At 34.1% G+C, this 1,876-nt stretch carries 2 protein-coding genes and 1 pseudogene; all 3 read left to right on the top strand.

The features are described from left to right. Positions 1-126: 126 nt before the first annotated feature. Positions 127-324, top strand: coding sequence for a hypothetical protein (locus FTU65_RS16070; protein WP_180065740.1), 198 nt, complete (start codon positions 127-129; stop codon positions 322-324). Positions 325-330: 6 nt separating this feature from the next. Beyond that, positions 331-894: a hypothetical protein gene (locus tag FTU65_RS16075; protein WP_180065741.1), complete on the top strand. Its 564-nt coding sequence runs from the start codon at positions 331-333 to the stop codon at positions 892-894. Positions 895-1,130: 236 nt separating this feature from the next. Further along, a pseudogene (locus FTU65_RS16080) lies at positions 1,131-1,754 on the top strand (SulP family inorganic anion transporter); the annotation flags it as partial. Positions 1,755-1,876 lie beyond the last annotated feature (122 nt).

The following is a 1,876-nucleotide window of genomic DNA, read 5'->3' on the forward strand; positions in this document are numbered from 1 at the left end:
AAAATGCTGTGCTGCTTTTCGCACAGACATTTCATCTCGAATCATAATTTCTATGACTTTGTCTTTAAAATCTTTTGAATATCCCATATCTCTATTGTTCTATAGTTTTTAGGATTTGGCTATAAAATGCGTTATTCAGATGCAGGGAATACGAGAATAGTTGAGTTAAAGCCTGAAGAAGAAAACATAGCAAGTATGTGCCAAAAGAAAAAATGGTTTAGAGATTACGAGCGCCAAGTTCTTACTGATCAAATGCTATTTGATGACACTCTTTGTAAAAAGATATTTAATATAAATATTGATGACTATGCCGATCTAGAGTGAACCCGAATGCTTAAATATATAAGATCGTATCTAAAAATTGAATGGTTACATGAAGGTAAAGATATTAAAAAGAGGATAGATACATTTTATCCATTAACTATATCGGTTTTAGTATTTTTCATCTATTTAATAGTCTTCTGGAAATTTAATAAAAATGTTGAGCTGATTTTTAGAAGTGACAGCTTCGCAAGTTTAATGAATTTATTTTTTGCTTTACCTGGCTTTTACATAGCAGCATTAGCTGCTTGCTTAACTATTAACAATCCATACTTCATATATGTTAACGCTAAAAATAATTTAAAAGGAATAATTGCAGATGAGAGAGTACATATACCAATCAGAACATTATTCACTACAGCATTTTCATACTTAACTTATTTAAGCTTTTTATTATTAATTCTCTATTTTATATCGGATTACTTCTATGAAAATCAATTTTTTAAAGTTTCCACTAATATTTATTTTATTTTGAAAAATACAATGAATAGTTTAATTTTATTTATTTTTTTAAGAGTTGTATTTGTGACCTTAGCCTGTGTTGCATACTTAGGAGATCGAGCACAAAGATAAAAAAACCTCCCATTTGGGAGGTTTTTTTTTATTTTCTTTTACGGCCTATCAAAGATAAATGAGCTGAATCTTAAACTTCGCAATAAAGTGTAAAAATCACACAAATCACGTATCAAAACACACTATAGAATCGTTCGATTGTCAGACAATATAAGTCACGCCATAAAGTGGTCACAAACTTTAGGCTTTACATACTTACATCTAATTATTTGATATTTATTATAAACGGTAAAATGATGATATCTAAAATTGAACGACATCGATTTCATATTCACGACTTTTTATCTGGAACAGTGGTATTTCTCGTGGCTTTACCACTATGTCTAGGCATTGCATTGGCTTCTGGCGCACCGATTCTCTCTGGCATTATTGCTGGCATTGTCGGTGGTATTTTAGTTGGGGTACTGAGTGGCTCACATATCAGTGTTGCAGGCCCAGCAGCAGGTTTAACAGCAGTCATTTTGGTACAGCTTGAATTACTGGGCGGCAACTATGCCGCCTTTTTATTGTGTATTGTTTTTGCCGGTATTTTACAGATTGGATTTGGCATATTTCGGCTCGGTTTCTTTGCCAACTTTATTCCGAACAATGTCATATTGGGTTTGTTGGCAGCTATCGGGCTGATCTTGATTGGGAGTCAAATACCTTATTTGTTTGGCTTGAACCAATTTTCATGGTCTGTGCTGTGGCAGTCACAGCCGCTCGATTTGCAATGGGATATCGGTGCCGTTGTGATCGGTATAGGTAGCATTGTCTTGATGTTGCTTTGGGAGAGGAGTCCATGCAAAAACTGGGTTCTGCCTTCAGCCTTGGTTGCTGTAGTCCTCGCTGCACTATGTAATGCCATGTTGGTGCTTATAGCCAAATCCTAAAAACTATAGAACAATAGAGATATGGGATATTCAAAAGATTTTAAAGACAAAGTCATAGAAATTATGATTCGAGATGAAATGTCTGTGCGAAAAGCAGCACAGCATTTTAA

Source organism: Acinetobacter sp. YH12129, from assembly GCF_013418685.1.
Classification (GTDB): domain Bacteria; phylum Pseudomonadota; class Gammaproteobacteria; order Pseudomonadales; family Moraxellaceae; genus Acinetobacter; species Acinetobacter amyesii.

Excerpts from the sequence above, each read along its gene's own strand:
- FTU65_RS16070 (WP_180065740.1), top strand. The coding sequence starts at position 127 with ATGCGTTATTCAGATGCAGGGAATACGAGAATAGTTGAGTTAAAGCCT.
- FTU65_RS16075 (WP_180065741.1), top strand. The coding sequence starts at position 331 with ATGCTTAAATATATAAGATCGTATCTAAAAATTGAATGGTTACATGAA.